This is a genomic window from Alteromonas sp., assembly GCF_984505615.1.
In genome coordinates this window covers 1-5,493 of record NZ_CFHOXV010000078.1, presented here as the reverse complement: position 1 = coordinate 5,493, position 5,493 = coordinate 1, and the positions used below count along the sequence as shown (strand labels likewise).

5 protein-coding genes are annotated in these 5,493 nt (G+C 50.3%); 4 read left to right on the top strand and 1 reads right to left on the bottom strand.

Annotation, left to right across the window (positions count from 1 at the left end; genetic code table 11):
* Window positions 1-1,534 (top strand): DUF3418 domain-containing protein (locus AC4PME_RS20395; RefSeq protein WP_491529749.1); only part of this gene is annotated, 1,534 nt, incomplete at its 5' end.
* A gap of 182 nt (window positions 1,535-1,716) precedes the next feature.
* A complete protein-coding gene (locus AC4PME_RS20390; RefSeq protein WP_119501548.1) occupies window positions 1,717-2,019 on the top strand; it encodes a PilZ domain-containing protein in 303 nt (100 codons plus the stop codon).
* Between the two features lie 4 nt (window positions 2,020-2,023).
* On the opposite strand, the gene AC4PME_RS20385 is transcribed toward AC4PME_RS20390, so the two are convergent.
* Window positions 2,024-3,217, bottom strand: coding sequence for a class I SAM-dependent rRNA methyltransferase (locus tag AC4PME_RS20385; protein WP_491224266.1), 1,194 nt, complete (start codon window positions 3,215-3,217; stop codon window positions 2,024-2,026).
* A gap of 133 nt (window positions 3,218-3,350) precedes the next feature.
* On the opposite strand from AC4PME_RS20385, the gene AC4PME_RS20380 reads away from it, so the two are divergent.
* Together AC4PME_RS20380 and AC4PME_RS20375 are read left to right on the top strand one after the other, a co-directional pair.
* Complete coding sequence (locus AC4PME_RS20380; protein WP_491046657.1) at window positions 3,351-4,328, top strand: NAD(P)H-quinone oxidoreductase; 978 nt, start codon at window positions 3,351-3,353, stop codon at window positions 4,326-4,328.
* Between the two features lie 128 nt (window positions 4,329-4,456).
* Entirely contained in the window at window positions 4,457-5,338 is an 882-nt protein-coding gene (locus AC4PME_RS20375; RefSeq protein WP_491046658.1) for an AraC family transcriptional regulator, read from the top strand.
* The last annotated feature ends 155 nt before the right edge of the window (window positions 5,339-5,493 follow it).

Sequence of the window (5,493 nt, the reverse complement as noted above, 5' to 3'; positions counted from 1 at the left end):
GCTGGTGGCCTTCTATGCGCAGCGTTTACCGGTGGAAGTCAATAACGAAGCTGCGTTTAAAAAGTGGTGGCAAAAGCAATCCGACAAGAACATTCTCGCCTTCACCGAAGAGGATGTGTACCGCCAGCAGCCTGGCGCGAAGACCGCCAACGCCTTTCCCGATGTCTGGAAGCAGGGCAATATTACGCTGCCTCTACGTTACCATTTCGAGCCCAATGCCGATGATGACGGGGTAACGGCAACCATTCCGTTACCCATATTAAATCAGGTATCAGATAAGGGGTTTGACTGGCTGGTGCCGGGTTTACAACACGAATTGATTGTCAGCCTGATTAAAAGCCTGCCTAAACGTTTACGCAAAAATTTTGTGCCTGCACCGAATTATGCAGAAGCCTGCCTTGAAGATATCAGCGCCTTTGACAAGCACGGTCAGCCGGTGCCGCTTTCACAGGCATTGTCTGACAAACTGCGCCGTATGACCGGCGTTATTGTGGAAGAAGAAGAGTGGCAGCTGTCTCAGCTTGAACGGCATCTCAAAATGCACTTTGCTGTGGTTAACGACAGAGGTGAGGTGATCGCGCGTGGTGATGATCTGGAAGCATTGAAGAAGCAATGTCAGGGACAGGTGAAAGCCACCTTTGAAAAGGCCGCAACGCCGGAACTTGAGCGCAAAGGGCTGGAAAGCTGGGATTTTGAAAAGCTGCCGGAAACCTTTACGCAAAAGATGGGGGGCTTTGAAGTACAGGCGTTTCCCGCTCTGGTCCGCCGCGGTGATAAAGTTGATATAGTACTGGTGGACGAGCCTGAAAAAGCGAAACAACAACATCAGGACGGCGTTAACGTGCTGATCCGTAATGCTATGCCGTCGCCACTCAGCTATCTGCAAAGTAAACTGCCGAACAAAGCAAAACTGGGTTTGTATTTTAATCCTTTCGGCCAGATCATAGCGCTCATTGACGACTGTATACTGGCCGGTATTGATGATTTGGCCAACACCTTTAAACAAACACAAGATGTTGAAATACGTGATGCTGAAACCTTTAAACAGTGCGTCGATTTTGTCAGGGCTGAAATTAATGATGTGGTGCTGGACATAGCCGGGCAGGTGGAAGAGGGGCTTACTCTCGCACACCAGTGTCAGAAGCAAATGAAGGGCAATGTGCCGCTCAACATGGTCAGTGCTCTCGGCGATGTGAAACAACATCTGTCTACACTGGTTTATCCCGGTTTTGTCTCGGATTTAGGGCGCGGAAGACTACCGGACTGGAACCGCTATATTAAGGGACTGGCGCGACGCCTGGAAAAGCTGCCCATTGATCCGAATAAAGACCGCATGCATCAGCAAACCATTGAAAAAGCGGTGACTGCGTTTAATAAAGCATGCAATAAATACCCGCAGGGTAAGGCACCTGCTGAGCTGCTTGAGATCCGCTGGATGATTGAGGAACTGCGTGTTTCTCTGTTTGCCCAGCAACTGGGCACCGCCTATCCGGTATCAGCAAAAAGAGTTTTAACTGCGCTGGAAAACTTTTAATAAAAAAGTCGCGTAAAGGTATGTGATATCGCAAAAAAGCGTGATGGATATACGCTGATATTACACCACATATCAAACTTTCGGTGACTCTTCGGCGATCTCAGTTGACATCGCCGGGGTGTCGTCCTATAAGTGATGAAGTATATTACGAGGTTGCTACCAGAGGTTGGGAGAAGTAAGACATGTTAGGATACGACGATAAACGTAATTTTTTCAGGATGATGGTTAACTCGCCTTGCCAGGTACAGATTAACGACGAAGAATCCAGCCGTACTCATCAGGCAGTATGTAAAGATATCAGTGCCACAGGTATGTCTCTGGAAGTTGAAGAGCCATCCATTGAAGTGGGTACGCAGGTTAACGTTTCTATCGACTCCAACAGCTCTCAGATCCCGTCCTTGTCTGCCATTGCAACCGTGGTTCGCTGTGTGCCTGAGACAGACGCCAGCTGTATTATTGGTGTAGAAATTTCAGAAATGAAGTAACTGATTAAAGATCAGTTACTTCACACACCAGACCCTTCAGGTAATAACCTTCCGGATACGTGCCAATGACAGGGTGGTCTTTGGCCTGAGTCAGGCGTTCAACAATCTTAATTGTCTTGCCGGCATCCAGCGCGGCATCGGCCACAATCTTCTGAAATAAATCTGCCGGCATCAGGCCCGAGCAACTGAATGTCAGCAGCAAGCCGCCTGATTTCACCGCGTGCATTCCGTACATGTTAATGTCTTTGTAGCCACGTGATGCGCGGCCCAGCGACGCTTTGCTGTCGACAAATTTGGGGGGATCCAGGATCACCATGTCAAACTGGCGTTGCTCTTCGTGATACTTACGCAGAACCTGAAACACATCACCGTTCACCATGTCGCAACGGGCACTGTCGAGATGATTGATTTCAAGATGCTTTGCCGCGAGCTCAAGCGCCGGATCAGACACATCCACATTGGTGACATGTTTTGCGCCGCCCTGTAACGCGTAGCACGAAAACGTGCCGGTATAGCTGAAACAGTTCAGCACATCTTTGTTTTTGGCGTAACGGCCGGCAGCAGCACGGGCATCACGCTGATCAAGGTAAAAACCGGTTTTATGGCCGTTGCGAATATCTACCTGAATCTGAATACCATTCTCCAGAATTGTGACCACCGGTTCCGGATCGCCATGAAGCGTCTGCACCAGTGGCTCCAGTCCTTCTTTTGCACGCACATCCACATCGCTGCGTTCAAAAATGTCTTTCCCCGGCAGCACTTTTTTCAGTGCCCACACAATCTTGTCACGTTGCTTATCAGCACCGGCACTCAACAGTTGCACGACAATCACCGTGTTGTACACGTCGATAGTCACGCCGGGCAATCCGTCAGATTCTGATGCGATGAGGCGATAGCTGTTAGTGTTGTCGTTTATCACCAGGTTTTCACGGAGGGTGAGGGCAGTAGAAAGGCGACGAACAAAAAAGCCATTGTCTACCGGTTCATCTTTGTTAAAGGTCCACATGCGAACCCGTAACTGGGATTCAGGAGACCAGGCTCCGCGGCCCAGCCAGTCGCCTTCTGCACTTATTACATCAACAGTGTCTCCGCTGCGGCAACGTCCGTTAACCGTGGCAACGGCACTGGCAAAAACCCAGGGATGACGACGGCGCAGTGATTTATCACGTTGAGGTTGTAAGACGACGGTGGCAGACATTGTTATGATAACCCTTTGATGAAAGTGGCGCGCAGTATAGCTTTTCTCATTATCAGGCGCGACTTTTGAACTGAATATTTGTGACGACCATAGGTATCTTTGAATTCAGATCGTCAAACGAGGGAGTACAGCGATGCGATATATCGATTTTGACAAGGGCGCGGGGCCCGAATCTTTGAAGATCAGTGAAACGGATACGCCTGCTATCGCCAGTGGCCAGGTACTCGTTAAAGTGCATGCATTCGGGGTAAACCGCGCCGACACCCTGCAGCGTCAGGGAAAATATCCGCCACCGCCGGGTGAAAGCGACATTCTCGGACTGGAAGTTTCCGGGATAGTGACTGAGGTTGCCGATGATGTCACTCAATGGAAAACGGGTGATAAGGTGTGTGGTTTGGTAGCGGGTGGCGGCTACGCTGAATATGTAGGGGTAAATGCACGTCATCTTATGCCGGTGCCAGAGAGTATGTCGTTGACACACGCAGCAGGGCTCACGGAGGTGTTTCTTACCGCCTGGCAGGCGCTGTTCACAATCGGTAACCTGCAAGCTCAGGATAAAGCCCTTATTCACGCCGGTGCCAGCGGTGTTGGCTTAGCTGCGCTGCAACTGTGCAAACTAAAGGGTATTGCCACAGCCACCACCGCGTCTTCTGAAGATAAATTAGCCCAGTGCCGTGATATGGGCGCGAACCTGACCATTAATTATAAAGAACAGGATTTTGCTGCTGTTTTGAAAGACACCTGGCCGGAAGGCGTAAACTTTGTGCTCGACTTTGTGGCAGGGGATTACCTGAACCGTAACCTTAAAGTACTCGCGCAAGACGGGCACATCGTTTATTTAGCCATGCTGGCAGGGCGTTTCGCAGACAAGTTAGACATGGCATTGATGTTGGGCAAACGTGCCCGCATTCAGGGGTCAACGCTCAGAAACCGCAGCGACGCTTACAAGGCTGATTTGATCCGTGATTTCTGCGAACACGGACTGCCGGGTTTTGACGACGGTACGCTCACTGGGAACGTAGATACCGTACTGCCGGCTGAGGAGGTCGGTAACGCTCATGCCCGCCTTGAAGCCAATGACAGTCGCGGCAAAATCATAGTTGAGTGGTAATGAATGCGAGATTCACCTGACAGGTATGTTGTGGTGAATCTCCTCAAACAGCAAAAACGGTCAGGCGCAGCAGATGGGAAGCCGGTAAATTACAGCAACATTTTTCCCCCGTGACCTGATGAGACAGAATGAGCGCTGATACAAGAATCGTTTTTGAAAAAGTCATAGCCTGGCTGGAATCTAATAGTGGTATAGCGCCGAATTTGGACGAACTGGCGGCGGTGGCTGGTTTGTCCCGGCATCATTTTCACCGCCAGTTTTCTACAACCTTCGGGATTAGCCTGCAAACGCTCATGCGAAGGGTTCGGACACATCGCGCCGCCTGGCAACTCGCTTATCGCCATTCTATGTCTATCACTGACATTGGGTGTGAGGCAGGCTATGAAAACAGCGAGAGCTTCAGCAGGGCTTTCAAACGTCAGACCGGCGTGACACCCAGCGAATTCCGGCATTCTCCGGACCTTGAGCGCATAACGCAGCTCGCCAATTCGGTAAGAGTGCTGGACAGTGAGACTCCAGACAATACCGCTACGGATGCGTCGGCACCGGCGTTAGTTCAGTTTGAAGGTGTTAAGTTGGCACAGCTTCTTCATATGGGGTCACCACAAACGCTGATGGCTTCCGTTGGTGCTTTTATTCAATGGCGAAAGTTGAATGGCTCACCGCCTTCTCAAAGCCGGACATTTAACATCTTTTATTCAGATCCTAGCACTACTGAACCTGAGGCCTTTACCTTCGGTATTGCGGCAGAGCATAACAAAGGCATAGCGCCGTATCCTCAGGGCGTTACTGAGGCTCACATTCCCGCTTTGCATTGTTTAAGCTGGATAGAAACAGGCACTGACGGAAAGTTACAGCAGCGCATTGAACAGGTTATTGGCGAAGGGGGCTATGACTGGGACTTCGAACAATTCCCACCATTCATAGAGCGACTGCGCTTTTACCCGGATGTGCCCATGGCAGAGGCGAAAAGCAGGGTGTATTTGCCGGTGCGCTCCTTGTTATTTTAGTGGCGATATGTTGGACTAGACTTGGTAATGAAGATGGTTGGGAATGCCCGCTTTAGGTCAGGAGCGGACATCACCGAGATACTTGGTAAAGGGCTGCTCCGTACGCAGACTGTGTGAAAACCCATTTTTTATCGATGCCATTGTGATAGCTCTAT

Excerpts from the sequence above, each read along its gene's own strand:
- AC4PME_RS20390 (WP_119501548.1), top strand. The coding sequence starts at position 1,717 with ATGTTAGGATACGACGATAAACGTAATTTTTTCAGGATGATGGTTAAC.
- AC4PME_RS20385 (WP_491224266.1), bottom strand. The coding sequence starts at position 3,217 with ATGTCTGCCACCGTCGTCTTACAACCTCAACGTGATAAATCACTGCGC.
- AC4PME_RS20380 (WP_491046657.1), top strand. The coding sequence starts at position 3,351 with ATGCGATATATCGATTTTGACAAGGGCGCGGGGCCCGAATCTTTGAAG.
- AC4PME_RS20375 (WP_491046658.1), top strand. The coding sequence starts at position 4,457 with ATGAGCGCTGATACAAGAATCGTTTTTGAAAAAGTCATAGCCTGGCTG.